General features: G+C 55.4%; 11 protein-coding genes and 2 pseudogenes. 4 read left to right on the top strand and 9 right to left on the bottom strand.

Annotation, left to right across the window (positions count from 1 at the left end):
* Positions 1–6 precede the first annotated feature (6 nt).
* Positions 7–1524 (top strand): MBL fold metallo-hydrolase, encoded by a 1518-nt coding sequence (locus tag IPN69_18170; protein MBK8812637.1) that lies wholly within the window; start codon positions 7–9, stop codon positions 1522–1524.
* Positions 1525–1913: 389 nt separating this feature from the next.
* Positions 1914–2894, top strand: coding sequence for a hypothetical protein (locus tag IPN69_18165; protein MBK8812636.1), 981 nt, complete (start codon positions 1914–1916; stop codon positions 2892–2894).
* A gap of 445 nt (positions 2895–3339) precedes the next feature.
* Here the strand turns inward: IPN69_18165 and IPN69_18160 are convergent, their stop codons facing one another.
* The 8 genes and pseudogenes from IPN69_18160 to IPN69_18125 all read right to left on the bottom strand — a co-directional run bounded on the left by IPN69_18160 (position 3340) and on the right by IPN69_18125 (position 9413).
* Complete coding sequence (locus IPN69_18160) at positions 3340–3696, bottom strand: hypothetical protein (GenBank protein ID MBK8812635.1); 357 nt, start codon at positions 3694–3696, stop codon at positions 3340–3342.
* 165 nt (positions 3697–3861) lie between these two features.
* A complete protein-coding gene (locus IPN69_18155; protein MBK8812634.1) occupies positions 3862–4224 on the bottom strand; it encodes a transposase in 363 nt (120 codons plus the stop codon).
* Between the two features lie 31 nt (positions 4225–4255).
* Complete coding sequence (locus IPN69_18150) at positions 4256–4720, bottom strand: transposase (GenBank protein ID MBK8812633.1); 465 nt, start codon at positions 4718–4720, stop codon at positions 4256–4258.
* A 641-nt stretch (positions 4721–5361) separates the two neighbouring features.
* The gene (locus IPN69_18145) at positions 5362–5592 is read right to left on the bottom strand and encodes a hypothetical protein (GenBank protein MBK8812632.1); all 231 of its coding nucleotides are present in this window, start codon (positions 5590–5592) and stop codon (positions 5362–5364) included.
* A 49-nt stretch (positions 5593–5641) separates the two neighbouring features.
* On the bottom strand, positions 5642–6085 hold the full coding sequence (locus IPN69_18140) for a hypothetical protein (protein MBK8812631.1): 444 nt from the start codon (positions 6083–6085) through the stop codon (positions 5642–5644).
* A gap of 17 nt (positions 6086–6102) precedes the next feature.
* A complete protein-coding gene (locus IPN69_18135) occupies positions 6103–6429 on the bottom strand; it encodes a hypothetical protein (protein ID MBK8812630.1) in 327 nt (108 codons plus the stop codon).
* 139 nt (positions 6430–6568) lie between these two features.
* The gene (locus IPN69_18130; protein ID MBK8812629.1) at positions 6569–7039 is read right to left on the bottom strand and encodes a histidine kinase; all 471 of its coding nucleotides are present in this window, start codon (positions 7037–7039) and stop codon (positions 6569–6571) included.
* 508 nt (positions 7040–7547) lie between these two features.
* Positions 7548–9413 (bottom strand): annotated as a pseudogene (locus IPN69_18125) (CBS domain-containing protein).
* 241 nt (positions 9414–9654) lie between these two features.
* Between IPN69_18125 and IPN69_18120 the strand changes: the two are divergent.
* Both IPN69_18120 and IPN69_18115 read left to right on the top strand, forming a co-directional pair.
* Positions 9655–11874 (top strand): annotated as a pseudogene (locus tag IPN69_18120) (nitric-oxide reductase large subunit).
* A gap of 109 nt (positions 11875–11983) precedes the next feature.
* Positions 11984–12385, top strand: a complete 402-nt coding sequence (locus IPN69_18115; protein MBK8812628.1) for a group III truncated hemoglobin — start codon at positions 11984–11986, stop codon at positions 12383–12385.
* 79 nt (positions 12386–12464) lie between these two features.
* Here the strand turns inward: IPN69_18115 and IPN69_18110 are convergent, their stop codons facing one another.
* Positions 12465–14054: a competence protein gene (locus IPN69_18110; protein MBK8812627.1), complete on the bottom strand. Its 1590-nt coding sequence runs from the start codon at positions 14052–14054 to the stop codon at positions 12465–12467.
* Between the last annotated feature and the right edge of the window lie 57 nt (positions 14055–14111).

The raw sequence follows: 14111 nt of genomic DNA, 5'->3' as shown, positions 1-14111 counted from the left end.
CAGGTAATGGCAGATGACGGATTATCGGTGAGAATTCGGATGTACCGGCAAGGACTGGGCGATTGTTTTTTGATTAATTTCAACAACGAAGCTAAGAACCAGGAACACAACCTATTGATCGATTGCGGCGTTTTTCAGGCCACAAAGTCGGCGAAAGAGATTATGACTCAGGTTGCCGAGGACATAAAGAGGTCAGCCAGTGACGTGCTTGATGCGGTCCTGATGACGCATGAGCATTGGGATCACATTTCTGGATTTGCGCTTGCAAAAAACGTCTTTGAAAAGAAGGACTTCAAATTCAATGAGGTTTGGGTCGGATGGACGGAGAATCGAGGCGATCCAGAGGTCGATGAGGTGAAAAAACGCTTCGAGAAAAAGAAACGCGGACTACGGGCCGCGATTTCCCGAATGAACACTCCAAAATTCGACGGCATTCGGGAAACGGTCGATTCTCTGGTCAACGAATTCTTCGGCATTGGTGCGGACGTGCTGGGAATAAGCGGTTCCGAGACTTGGGAATTTGTTCTTTCAAAAACCGGCTCTCAGTCTCCGAAGTACTGTTCGCCGGGCGAAGTTCACACCCTCAAGGGCCTTGACGGCGTGCGAATCTACGTCCTTGGTCCGCCGGAGGATATTGAGGTGCTCGATGACGAGGAATCGCCGGTGGACGAGACATACCGGCAGCAACTTCGGCTCGCGGTGACCGACAGTTTTCTTGCCGCCGCGACTGGTTCGGACAATGACGATTTCGACGCTAACTACTATTATCCTTTTGATCGGAAATACCGAATTGCGCCGACCGATGCAAGATCTCATCGGGAATTCGGGCCGTTCTTTGAGGAGAACTACGGATTTGACGGTTCTGGCGGTCCCGAATGGAAACGCATTGACGAAGATTGGCTGATGATGGCGGGCGATCTTGCATTGAACATCGATGGGATCACCAACAACACCTGTCTTGCGATTGCGATCGAACTTGTTGAAAGCGGAAAAGTGCTGTTGTTTCCCGGCGACGCGCAGTTCGGCAATTGGAATTCCTGGAAAAGACTCAAGTGGACGATCCAACTTGCCGACGGAACCTCGAAGGAGGTGCTGATCGACGATCTTCTTAAACGCACCGTCTTTTATAAGGTCGGACATCACGGGAGCCACAACGCGACGCTCCGAAAGAGCGGTTTGGAAATCATGGAGAGTCAGGATTTGGTCGCAATGATTCCGACGAATCGTGAATTCGCCCTTTCGAAGAAAACAAAGAAGACGCCGGAAGGATGGAAAATGCCGGAGCAAGAGTTGCTCGAACGGCTCGAAGCCAAGGCTAAAGGCCGTGTCATTCTTGCGGATGAAGTCGGCGGCGCGGATTCGAAATCGCCATTGAAACTGCGTTGCAAGAACTGGCTCGACGCCAAGGAAACAAAGAAGTTTCTGACGCGCATCGAGTTTGAAGACCCCCCGACGCTGGTCCGAAATCCGGATGCGTCGTCCGTACCCGAACCGCTCTTTGTCGATTACCTGATTGAAGGATAGCGAAGAAAGTCGAGGATTCTTCAACGCCTCATGCGATGGTTCAGGCGGTACGGCGGCTGGCCAAATCCATAAGAGCGGCGTACGAAAAGTGATTCAGCCAGACGCACTCAATCCGATCTGAACGGAGACGATCGCGAACGATCGCTCCGCTGAATTGTCCTGATAACTCGACGCGATTGAACCGCGGTCGACTTGGATTGTCCCGGCGATCGGAAAGAACTCGCGGCGTTTCGCGCGGGGAAACGTTTCGGGCCAGTGGCACATCATAGATTTTAAGCCCAGATTGCGGCGAAACTTACACAGCCGTTCCTGCAAGATGCGCGCGGACGTTCGTTCCGTAAGTATGCAAAAGTCTCTCCCCGGGAATTCTGCAGCAAAGGAGAGAATCTATGAGTTTTAAGTCCATTATGATCGCGATCTTCGTGATCGCACTCGGAATCAGCGCAAGCAACGCGCAAACATACACGGTTTCGGAAGGGTTTACGCACAAGAATCTGACGATATTTCTGATCCGCGGCAAGGACGCCGCAAAAAGCGGGAATATCCTGACGCTTCAGGAGGCGATGGCCCGCGATCTTTTCGCCGTCTACGAGACGTCCAACGTCAACGAACTTGAGGTCGAGAACCTTTCGAAGGAATTCGACGTCTTCATCCAATCAGGCGACATCGTCAAAGGCGGGAAACAGGACCGCGTTCTCGCGGTCAGCGTAATCATACCCGCAAGGTCCGGACGCATCAGGATCCAGGCGTTCTGCGTCGAATCCGGGCGTTGGGAAAAGCGCGACGCCGAATCCGACGGGAGGTTCTCGTCGTCGAACGAACGCATCGTCACGAGAGACCTGAAGGTCGCGGCCAACGAGAGCCGTTCGCAGGGCCAGGTCTGGCAGGAAGTCGAAAAAGTACAGGACAAACTCTCGGCGAACGTCTCGTCCGATGTCCGCCACGAAATCGAGGACGAGTCTCCAACTCAGCCTCGAAAACAAGAAGCTACAGGGCGCGATCGACGAATACGTCAAAAACTCCCGGGAATTACGGCCGGCAAGACGGACATTATCGGATACGCGTTCGCCATCAACGGCGAGATCAACAGCGCCGATGTCTACGTTTCGAACGCGTTGTTCGGAAAGCTTTGGGATCGGATGCTCCGCGCGGCGGCGACGGAAGCGGTCGCCGAATACAACAATCGCCTCGCGTTTCGACCGATAAAAAGCGATCAGATCCTCGAATTTATGCAGCAGGCAGAAAAGGCGAAATCCGAAGAACGCGCCACGACCAAGGGCGCGAAGGTCATCATCAGATCCGACAAGGAAAACTCGCTTTACGAAGCCGTCGACGAAAAGTCGAAGGTTACGGTTCACAGAACTACGTAAAAAAGGTGAACTGACGGATCGCGCGTCGCTCACGAGACCAAAAAACCACGGCCGGCCCGATGTTCGAAGCATTTGGCCGGCCGTGGTACATCCATTGATGTGGACAGGCTCCAAGAATTCAGATATCCCGGATTCCGGATTCCAGATTCCAGATTCCAGATTTGAGGAGCCTGTCGGAAAAGCCTTCAAGCGTGCGGAAAACGCGAACTTACGATAGCACCACGTGAAGCGGAGCGAAACCTGTGGCTGAACGCCCGAGTTCCCGAGTGTGAAACATCTATAAAGACGGTTTCGGTGTCAAGTTCGGAAGTGAACTTTGCGGTCCGCCAATGATATTGGTGAAAGAAAGTTCGGTTCCGGTTTCAAGTTCGTCGTCATTATCCTTATCTCCGGGGCAGTTGCTGTCCCGAGAATTGATCTGTCTTTGTCTTTGGTTTTCAATGATTTATACCCAGCAGCCGTGGCTGTGGGGAATGTGGAAAGCCGCTTTTTGGCTTTTCCAAGCGATTGTGGGAATTGAGGGAAAACGTTTTTGTTTTTCCTCAATTTCCACATGAGCGGCATTTCCATAGCCTTCTTCGGGTTCGACCAGACCGGCCGGCACCGCTCGCCGCCCGGACACACCTCCGGCGCTCCCCCCGATCCGGGGCGTCGAAGAAAGTGCCTTTGTCCATTCAAGATCATCCTCGCTGCCGGTTGTTTTTCGTTTCTTTCTGTTTGCCGCCTGCCGCTTGTTGGCGCGGCCAGGCGCTTTGCGAGCAAAGCCTTCGGCTTGTGACCCCGTTCGGCGCGGTCCACTCATTCATCTATCCGGGTATTGGCGAAGGCCCGTTTCCCGGACTTCTTCCCTTGATGTTGCTTCGCACATCTGCCCCCGAACGGGCAGAAGGCCGGATAACCCAATCACGCGACGGTCATTTCAGACCTTGTTTCACCACGGGTATCTCCGGCTGTGCTGCCACGCATGTCAAACTCCCGTGCGGTGATGTTCTCCCGCAGCATGACCGAGAGTTTGACAAGAAGCTTTCTGGTGACGGCCGTTTTCGCCACCCGCCTGGTTTTCTTTCTGGCGAGTCTCCGGTAGAACGCCCTCAGCCGTTCGTCCCTCCGGGCCGCCGCGTTCGCCGCCTGCCCGAGCATGTAGCGCAGCAGCGGCGACCCCGCACGGCTGATCCCGCCGAAGCTTACCCGGCTCCGAGCTCTTCTCAAGCGGGCAAAGTCCCGCGAACGCAACCACCTGGCTCGACGAGGAAAAGCGCGCGACCTCGCCCAGCGTATGGATCAGGCAAAGCGCCGTCAGGATGCCGACCCCGGCCTGCGTCCTCAGCAACGCCACCCGCGGATCGGTCCCGCCTTCTTCCTCAAGCCGGCGCTCGATCTCGTGGATGTTCCCGCTCAGCTGCTCTGCCGTCCGCAGCAGGATCTCCCGCCGCAGCGCCTTGCGCGGATCGGCCGGGCACCGCCTCCAGGGTCTCCCGGTACGCTTGCGTCCCCATCCTCCCTTTCGGCAGCCCGAAATCGTGCGCCAGCGCCTGCAGCCGGTTGTAAACCTGCGTCCGCTGCCTCACCAGCCCCGACCTCAGCCGGATCATCTCCAGGATCGCCACGCTCTCCCGGCTCCTTCTCCAAAGCGCCGGGAACTCCTGTCTCATCAATAGCGTCAGGATGTTCTCCGCGTCCCGTGTATCCGACTTGTGCCGCGACTCCGCCCTCTCCTTATCAAACCCGGAATTGCCTACCAGCAACCTGTGTCCGTTTTCAAACATCAGTTCCTCGAACCAGTCGGCCTTCCCAGTCGCCTCGATGCCGACCGTTCCCTTCGGCATCTCCCGGTAAACCCGGCCAACTCCTCACGGTTCTTGTGGAATATCGTTCTTGTTTTCAATTCCCCCGTCCTGTCATCCAGCCAGCAGATCGTCTGCTGATGTGGATGAAAGTCGACTCCGTAGTATACTTCCATAACGGTTTCTCCTTATCTTCGACACGAAGAGACCTTGAATACTCGTCAGCATAACACTGACTGGGGAGAAACCGTCTTTATAACATCACGCGCACCTCTCGTGGTTGAACAGGGGCCGCTTGTTTCGCGCGCTCGCATCAGTTGATCACGGCTTACACTTCCCGATCAAATCGAGCGTCCGCACCGTACGGCTCGTCTTCTTCCGTCGCGAGATCGTCAACATCGCATCCATCAGAGCCAGTTGCTTGCTGTTCATATAACTATTATGTAATTCAATCAGTTACAAAACAAAGCAGGCCCCGACCTCGAGTAATTCTTCCAAGGACCCCGATTCCAGAGTTAGGGTTTAAGCGTCGTGCGGCCGAGGTTGCCGCCCGCGCAACCCAGGCGGTACTGACTCCTGATCGTCGGGTTGGCGCTTTGCCGCGGCCGCACCGCATTCGTCTCCAGTTCAGATCTGATTTTCGAACAATTCAAGAAACCGCTCGCGATAGTTGCGGCTTAGCGTCAGTTCGCGGCCCGAGCGTGTATGACGGCATAGTCGCCGGAGAACATCGGCTGGAGTTCCTGGTGCGGTCGATGTTGACGATCGTCGAAGGCGATGTATCCGCAAAACCCCACCTGTTCCGGGTCGAGTTTCGACTCGATCGAATTCATCGTCTCGCGGATCAGATGGCCCTCGCGTCCGGAGGTGGAGCTTGAGATAGTTGCCGGCGGCTTCGATCCAGTCGATCTCATCCGTCTTGATGAAGAATATACGCGACCCGTGGACTTGACCAAGACCCGCTCAAGATATCTCTTTTTCAGCCTTGAGGTCGGCGATAAGCGACGCGATGGTTCGTCGATCTTGCCTTTCGAACGGTTTTCGATGTCGGTCCTGGCACGGCCGAGTGCCCGGCGCAGGCGTTCGCGGTTGAACGGTTTTCAGAAGATAGTCAAGCAGCGTCGACGCGAACGCTTCAAGGGCGTAATGGTCGTAAGCCGTAACGAAAAATGATCGCCGGAACGTCGCGATCGCCAAGTGATTTGACGACTTCGGGAAACCCGGTTTCTCCGGCATTTGAATGTCGAGGAAAACAAGGTCCGGGCGGACGGAGTCGATGGAGTTCGATCGCTTCAGCGCCAGGTTGCCGCATTCGCCGACGATCTCAATGCCTGGCTCGTCGCGCAAAACCTCCTCGCACGCGGTCGCCTGGCAGTGCTGTCGCGACAAAATGGTTCGTATCAACATCAAACATCTGCGAGTGGCTAATCAAACGGCAGCGTCAATCTGACACTACGCCGTTCCCATTCGATCTCAAACTTGTGGTTCTCGCCGTAAAGATGTCTCAGTAACCGGCGGCGCGTGTTCGACAATCCGACACCTTCGTGTAGCGTTTCGACATCGCCGAACCGTGTTGTGACCGTCATCGCGGACGCTAAGATGCAATGAACCGTTTTGGCGCTCGGCGGCGACCTCGAATCGTTCCACCGCGCGTCCGCGGCCCGATCCCGTGTTTGATAGCGTTCCTCGACCAACGGTTGAAGGATCATATTCGGCACGCTCGCGTCGAGCGTTTCGGGCGCGATCTTCATTTCAACCCGTAAACTGATCCTGGAAACGCATTTGTTCGATCTGAAGGTACTTTCGAGAAACTCGAGTTCCTGTTTGAGCGGGATCTTCGGATCTCGAGGTTTTCGAACGACAGACGGAGCAGGTCGCTGAGGTCGCCGATCATCCGCTCGGCGGCGTCCGGTCCTTGTGGATCAGTTCGGAAACGGCGTTCAATGTGTTGAACAAAAAATGCGGATGGAGCTGCATTTGAGCACCTACAAAGCAGGACTGCGCGCAGGCGCGCTTCGAGCTGCGGGGCGCGGATTTCGTTCGCGGTACTTGCGGTAATACCTGATCGCCTGGTAAGTCCTCCGCACTGCCCAGTAGATCGCGACCCCCGAAATGGAGATTGACGAGCAGGAAGATCTTGTAGGTTTCCCAAAAGTGGCGGGTTGAAATCGCCTTAAATAGCCGAGCTGTGGCAGAACATAGGCGTCGAACGCGAGTTGGACGAACGCGATCGCGAAACTCGCCGCGATGTGGACCGGAAGGCTCGATTTCCAGCGGCCATCCTCGAAGGGAAAGCGTTTGCCGAAATAGAGTATGACAGGAGTCAGAAGAAACCAGATGTAGCCCTAGAAAAGTTGCCACGAGAGTATCCGCCAGAACGAAACAGGATTCTCCTGAAAAGCTGATTTTAAGTGCCAGTTGGCTGGCGAAGAAAGCCGAAAACGGTCCAAATGCCGAATATCGCGACCCACTTCAGCCAACGGCGATTGTCTTCATTCATACTGATTCTGTTTCCGAAGGCTTGCGCAGAGCAATACGTAATAGGGAATAGGGAACTTGAAAAACCTGGGCTTGATAGAAGCGACAGGCCGTTCTTGACAGAACACGGATGGGTCGGGATGAAAACTATCGATTTGAGACCAACTCGGCGCCATTACGGTCGAAAAGACATATGATCTTCTCTCGCCGATCCGTGTTCATCTGTGGTTAAACTGTCGCTGATTTCCTTCGAAGCCGCTATTTCAAATCTCCTGAATACGGATTGCAGCGCAAATCGTCCCGGCGCGCAACGGTCTTGTGACGAGCGGAACCTGACCCGTGACGAAACGGGACTATGTGGCTTCCGAGCGCAGCCGTTCCTCGAAGAGCTTTACCGAAAACCGTCAGGGAAATCGAAATCGGTGATCAACCCGACAAGTTTTTCGTTGCGGATCACCGGAAGACATCCGATGTCGTTATCGCGCATCGTTTTGAGCGCTTCGAGACGACGTTTCGGGTGTTGCGGTAATGAGTTCGGTCTTCATCACGTCGCGCACCACGATCTCTTCTCCGCAATGCTCGGTCATCAGTTTCATCAGATCGCGGTGAGAGTATGCCGACGAGTTTCCCGGAATCGTCTTCTACCGATATGCCGAATATGTTTCCAGTTCATCAAACTCGCGGCGAGATCGATCACGTCCTGCGGCCGGACCGTGAAAAGATCCTTCGACATAAACTGCTCGACGGTCCGGTAATTGTCGATCCAATCGCTTTTCTCGGAGATCACGGCGAGCGGCCATTCGTGCAGCGGCAGTTGTACTGGTTCTCGAGCATCGCCGAGGTAATCGTGCGCATCCGGACGTTCACTTTCGCCTTCTTGTCCATCGCCGCCAGCGAATCAAGCACCCATTGTGAACCGGTCTTCTCGTTTTTCGCGCTCTTCGAGAATTCGAGAGATAGCGTTCGATGTCGGCGCTGTCGACCCCCACCTTTTTCAAGGCCGTGGCGAGCGCGCGGCAACAACTCTTCAAGGATTAGCCGCGCGGTTCGAAAAGACTGGCCGTCGAGGCCAGACGATCTGCGATTTCAAGCCATACCTTGCAGTCGTGAAAAAATTATTCTTCGCGTCGTCGAACGACATTCGTTTCGTGACGTCGCCGAACTCTTCCGGCATCGACATCATCAATCCGAGGAAGAACGCGGCGTTCGCCATTTCATCGGCCACGGTTGGCCCGGACGGAAGGAATCGAACCTCGACGCGCATACTCGGTTTGCCGTTCATTACGCCGTAACACGCACGGTTCCAACGCCAGATTGTGCCGTTGTGCATCCGCCACGCATCGAGTCCCGGAATCCGGCCTTCTTTGAGCGACTCGAGCGAATCCTCTTCAAGCTGGCGCGTCAGGAGAATCCGAAAGCGCGCGACGTCTTCGTGAAAAACATCGAGAATCGAATCTTCAACCCAATTCCGTCCAAACGTGACTCGCGCCGGATGGCTCCGTTCCTGATGCACCGGTGACCGCGAATCGACGGCGTGCTGGAACAGCGCGAGCCGCGATTCGTGCCACAAACGGTGGCCGAGGAGTACCGGGGAGTTGACGGCCGAAGCAAGGATCGGAGCGCTCAGCGCCTGGGCCCAGTTGTAGTATTCGACGAAACGGTTCATCGGGACCTGCAGATGGACCTGAAAACTTGTGTTGCAAAACTCGACGAACGTATCCTGGACGTGGATCCGCAGTTCGTCAAGCCCCTTTATGTGAACGACGCGTTCGGTGCCGTGGAGCGCCGTCAGGATGCGGTTCAGCTCGTGATAGCGCGGACTCGGAGTCAGATTGCGCTCGACGAGGTCCGAAGACTGGATCGTCGGCAAGATACCTGTAAGAAGAACGTCGGCGTTGAACTTCTTCGCCGAACCGCGGACGATACCGACCATCTCGTTGATCTCGGCCTCGAGAACCTTCAGGCAATCTCCGCTGAAATCAAGTGGCGACAGGTTGGCTTCGATGTTGAAGCGGCCGATCTCGGTCGTCAGGCGCGGATCGTTGACGTCTTCGATGATCTCCATTGCCAACGGTGCCGGATGCATTGACGATTTGACAAGGAACATCTCCTGCTCGGCGCCGATCCGCAGTACGTCGTTTTCCATATAGCCGCCACGGATCATCATCTCGAGCGCCTGAAGATCGTCAAGAACGGCACGCGTGAACTGTCTTAGTTGAGCTTCGTCGTTTTCAGTGGTGACCTTGTGTTCGCCCATCGTCGGGTACCTCGTCTTTCTTGCCTGCAATTTGGTCGGCAACCGGGAAAAATAACTCTCTGCCTTCGGGAAACAGCCTTCTTATCAAGCGGAAGTCGGAATTTAACAACATCTTAACCTTAAATCGGCCGGTCGCAAAATTTATTTTCAATGAATATGACCGCAATCATTTTTGCCGTCGCCGCGCCGCCTATTCTTAACGCGACATTGTCTTTATTTCAATTTTTTGAGGAAACTGGTTATGAAAAAGCTTTGGATAGTATTCGGATTGATTTTCTTCCTTTCATTCGCGGTGCTGCTATGGGTCGGCACCGAGATCTTTCGGGAGGCGCCGCCGATCCCGGTCGCCGTCGTCACATCTGACGGCCGCACGGTGGTCGCGGAGGGTGAGATCTCGAACGGACAAAACGTGTGGCAGGCGATGGGCGGTATGCAGGTCGGTTCGATCTGGGGACACGGCAGTTACGTGGCGCCGGATTGGACGGCCGATTATCTTCATCGCGAATCGGTGTTCATCCTGAACAAATTCTCGAACAAGGAATTCGGCCGCGATTACACGGCGTTGTCGAGCGAGCAACAGGCAGCAATCCGTCAGCGATTGACGGATCTGATGCGCACCAACACATACGATCCAAACACGAACAAGATCACGATCGACGCGCTCCGGGCCGAGGCGTTCGATGAGAATCTCAAGTATTACAGCGGCGTCTTCACCGACGGCAACAAGGATTTCGCGATTCAGAAGGGCGCGCAACCGGATCCTGCAAAACTCCGCCAGCTGACATCCTTTTTCTTCTGGACGTCGTGGGCGTCGGCGGCGAATCGCCCGAATCAGTCGATCTCGTACACCAGCAATTTTCCGGCTGAGCCGTTGGTCGGCAACGTCCCGACGGGTTCGACGATCGTTTGGACCGGGGTCAGCGTGATCGCGCTCATCGCCGGAATCGGGGGACTCATCTGGTTCTTCGCCGGAACCCGTTCCGAAGACTCGTTCGAGGGCGCACCCGACAGCGATCCGCTGATCGGAGCCGAACTTACGCCCTCGCAAAAGGCGACCGTCAAGTATTTTCTCGTGGTCACGCTTCTGTTTTTGCTGCAGATTATCCTCGGCGTCATTACCGCGCACTACGGCGTCGAAGGGCACGGTTTTTACGGGATACCGTTGGCCGAGTATCTGCCATATGTCGTGACGCGTACGTGGCACGTCCAGCTTGGGATCTTCTGGATCGCGACGGCGTGGCTCGCGGCCGGTCTCTTTATCGGTCCGATCATTTGCGGATTCGAGCCGAAGATGCAGAAACTCGGCGTCGACGCACTGTTCGGCGCGCTCCTCGTCGTCGTTCTCGGCTCGATGGGCGGACAGTGGATGTCGGTGATGCACAAACTCTCCGGCGACACCTGGTTTTGGTTCGGCCACCAGGGCTATGAATACGTCGATCTCGGCCGCGTCTGGCAGGCGGCGCTCTTTGTCGGACTGCTTTTGTGGCTGTTTCTTGTATTGCGGACGGCGCTCCCGGCGTTTCGCAAGAACGATGAACGCAAGTCTTTGCTCCTGCTCTATATGATCTCGACGGCGGGCATCGCTCTTTTCTACGCCCCGGACTATTTTGGGGAATGAAGTCGCATTTGTCCGTCGTCGAATACTGGCGCTGGTGGGTCGTTCATCTTTGGGTCGAAGGATTTTTTCGAAGTCTTCGCCACGGTTGTCGTCGCGTTTCTTTTCGCGCGGCTCGGCGTCATCAATTCCGAATCGGCGGCGCGCGCATCTTTGCTTTCGGGCGCGATCTACCTGAGCGGCGGGATCATTGGGACTTTGCACCATTTGTATTTCGCCGGGACGCCGACGGTGGCGCTCGCGTTCGGTTCGGTCTTCAGCGCGCTTGAGATCGTTCCGCTGACGATGGTCGGTTTCGAGGCCTGGGAAAATATTCACCGGTCGCGGGCACGGGTTTGGCTCGGTCAGTACAAGTGGGTCATCTGGTTCTTTATCGCGGTCGCCTTCTGGAACCTTGTCGGCGCCGGGATCTTCGGCTTTATGATCAATCCGCCGATCGCTTTGTATTATATGCAAGGACTGAACACGACGGCCGTCCACGCGCACGGCGCACTTTATGGCGTTTATGGAACGCTTGGACTCGCACTGACGCTTTTCTGTCTCAGGGCGATGGATCCGGAACGCAAATGGAACGATAATCTGATCAAATTCGCGTTCTGGGCGATCAACATCGGACTCTTGATGATGATGCTCCTGAGTTTGCTTCCGATCGGATTGCTTCAAACCGTCGAATCGGTCTCGCGCGGCTACTGGTCGGCGCGTTCCGCCGAGTTTATGCAGACGGACGTGATGCAGTTTTTCCGTTGGATGCGCGTTCTCGGCGACACCGTGTTCGCAATCGGCGCCTTCGCGTTCGTCTGGTTCGCGCTTCAGCTGATATTCTCGAAACGGAAGACGGAAGCGTAGAGGCCGGAGCGCAAGCGTCCCGCCTGCAATGGGCGCGAAGCGCAAACGACCACAACGACGGACCGTTCTGATCACACGGAACGGTCCGCCAAATCGTCCGATACCCAAGATGAAGAACGACATCGAGAACAGGGCCGACATCGATAACTTGATGAACCAGTTCTACGCGCGCGCGACAGCCGACGAGACCATCGGCTACATTTTTACCGATGTCGCGAAACTTGATCTCGCCCGACATTTGCCGATCATCGGCGATTTTTGGGAAAGTCTTCTGTTGGGTGGAAAGAACTATCAAACGCGAGGCCGAAATCCGCTGCAGATTCACGGCGAACTCAACTCGAAAACACCGCTCGAACCGCATCATTTTCGTCGTTGGCTCGAGATCTTCAACGCCACGACCGATGAGATGTTCGTTGGAGAACGCGCCGATTTTGCGAAACTGCGCGCCGCAAACATCGCCAATCGAATGCAAAACTACATTCGCGGGGTTCCCGATCTGCGGCGGGATTGATCGGTGTGGACCGCATCGGACGACCGACAAATGACGGAAAGCTCAGCCGTTAGCCTGGTGTTTCTGCCGCGGGCCTGAACTAACCGGTTGAGACGCTTTTCGAGAACCGTATTCCGTGAGCAGGGTCGACGCTGAATCGGTAGGCTTCCCGCATTCCTTCTTTTCCACTGTGCGTGAAGACCAAAACGCGTTCGCCATCGGTGCGCACGTGGATAATGCCGAAATTCGTCCGTTCGAAGGCAAAGAAAGAGGGAAGAGCCTTCTCGTCAGCCGCCGAGCGGAGCTTGCCGCCAAAGAGCTTTCGCAGTTCTTCGCGTGTGATTGGCTCGTCGCCGGCAAAATACTTGGCAAGTTGTTCGCGTTGGTGTGAATAATCACGTTTTGAGAAGAACGCGGCGAGTTCTGTGCAGAGCACGATTCCGGTCGATCCGCGGCTCACTTTCCCGAGCGCCGAGACGAGGGTCGCTCGAGGATGGATATGTTCTTTGTTCGCGCTTTCGTCGCCCGAAGAGATCAACGAAACGACCGGTTTCATCGCGCGCAGCGCTTCGAAATCGAAATCGGCCGATCCGTGGTGCGGTGCCTTCAAAACCTCCGATTCAAGTTCACTTAGGTCCAGTCTAGCGCGCATCAGAGCCATCGATTCTTGATTCAGATCGCCAGTCAGGTTAAAGCGTACGTTGCCATAGATAAACCGTAGCGCCACGGAATGTCCGTTGATTGTGTGGGAGCTTGAAAAACTGGCCGATGGCGCGCCAGTCTCGTCCTGAAGATGCATCAATGCCGAATCAGCCGGCTTGTGAAGAAACGGCAAGGCCTGTTTCACCGTTCCGTCGACCGGGTCGGTCACCGGTTGCGAGAACGGCCCCTGGATCTCGACTTTGATTCCGTCGCCCAGAAAGCCGAATAACGCGTCGCTGTCCATACCGTGGGCAATTCTTCGAAATTCGATGTTTCCGCGGGTCTCCCAATGTGAAAGTACCTCGTCCCATTTCCTGAACGGCGTGTTCTTCTTTGAGTCCGGCGCTTTTCGCGGATCGTCGTACAATTCGACGATCATCGGGTTTCCGTTGAGATCAACCGTCCTGCCCAGCATTTCCATCTCGCCGGTATTCGTCGGCCCCTTGACGAGTCCGTTGTGAAAAACACGTTTTGGGCGGATAAAAAGCCGCTTCCGGTCCGAGATCCCAATGTCCGTTTCGGACTCCATTATGTAGTTCAGGCCCTCAAAGTGATCGGCGTCGCCATGCGTGACGAGAATCAGATCAACTTCGAGCGGCGAGTTCGGAGCGCTCTTGCGATGCTGATAACGGGCTGCGATATGGCGGGCAAAGAGCTGGTTGTCGCCACCGTCGATGAAGACGAGGCGCGTCCGGTGGTTGGCATCGGGCGGAGTTTCGAGGATCATCCCGTCACCCTGCTGGACGTCAACCATCGAGAACTTCAACACCCCCTTTTCGCGGGTTCGGAACGGACGGCCCTTAACTGTTCCCACTATCGTTCCGTCGAACAGTTCCAGCGCACGGATCGAACTCGGCTTCGATCCCGCGCCTTCTTCCAGAACCTCGACCTTGTCGCCGAAAACGAGTATCGCCTTCTTTTCGGTGCCGTCGAAACCCTTGAATTTGAAACTCACGAAATCCTTGTCAATGTAGCGAATATCGGACATGCGAACTCTCCCTGTAAAAGCTTTGATAGATCAGCGTTTCCAAACGTTTTGCAGTTG

The sequence above is a fragment of the Acidobacteriota bacterium genome (assembly GCA_016715115.1).
Classification (GTDB): Bacteria; Acidobacteriota; Blastocatellia; order Pyrinomonadales; family Pyrinomonadaceae; genus JAFDVJ01.
The sequence above is the reverse complement of the archived record's forward strand: the minus strand, read 5'-3'. Positions and strand labels throughout refer to the sequence as shown.

Bases quoted from the DNA above. Each gene is read 5' to 3' on its own strand.
- IPN69_18140 (MBK8812631.1), bottom strand. From the start codon at position 6,085: ATGTTGATACGAACCATTTTGTCGCGACAGCACTGCCAGGCGACCGCG.
- IPN69_18115 (MBK8812628.1), top strand. From the start codon at position 11,984: ATGAAGAACGACATCGAGAACAGGGCCGACATCGATAACTTGATGAAC.
- IPN69_18110 (MBK8812627.1), bottom strand. From the start codon at position 14,054: ATGTCCGATATTCGCTACATTGACAAGGATTTCGTGAGTTTCAAATTC.
- IPN69_18170 (MBK8812637.1), top strand. From the start codon at position 7: ATGGCAGATGACGGATTATCGGTGAGAATTCGGATGTACCGGCAAGGA.
- IPN69_18145 (MBK8812632.1), bottom strand. From the start codon at position 5,592: ATGAGATCGACTGGATCGAAGCCGCCGGCAACTATCTCAAGCTCCACC.
- IPN69_18150 (MBK8812633.1), bottom strand. From the start codon at position 4,720: ATGCCGAAGGGAACGGTCGGCATCGAGGCGACTGGGAAGGCCGACTGG.
- IPN69_18165 (MBK8812636.1), top strand. From the start codon at position 1,914: ATGAGTTTTAAGTCCATTATGATCGCGATCTTCGTGATCGCACTCGGA.
- IPN69_18160 (MBK8812635.1), bottom strand. From the start codon at position 3,696: ATGAGTGGACCGCGCCGAACGGGGTCACAAGCCGAAGGCTTTGCTCGC.
- IPN69_18135 (MBK8812630.1), bottom strand. From the start codon at position 6,429: ATGAAGATCGCGCCCGAAACGCTCGACGCGAGCGTGCCGAATATGATC.